We start from the raw sequence: 213 nt of genomic DNA on the forward strand, positions 1-213 counted from the left end.
CAGCGCCTGGGCAGGCGAAAGCCTGGGACTGGGCGGCGGCACCACGGAATTGGAAGAACCGCCAATCAAGGACCCGGGAAACAGCAAGAACTTCCCCCAGGATCCCAGTCTCTTCCAGACCCATGTCTACCCGCTTCTGGATGACCATTGCAGCGACTGCCACCAGAGTGACGCCAACACTCCGCAGGGCCCCTACCTGGCCGCGGATGACGT

General features: G+C 62.9%; 1 protein-coding gene. It reads left to right on the forward strand.

The genetic code is table 11. The annotated features are described in order from the left end of the window. Positions 1-213 (forward strand): hypothetical protein (locus A3714_RS17940; RefSeq protein ID WP_197463366.1); only part of this gene is annotated, 213 nt, incomplete at both ends.

Origin of the sequence: Alcanivorax sp. HI0007 (assembly GCF_001635525.1) — a bacterium.
Taxonomy (GTDB): Bacteria; Pseudomonadota; Gammaproteobacteria; order Pseudomonadales; family Alcanivoracaceae; genus Alcanivorax.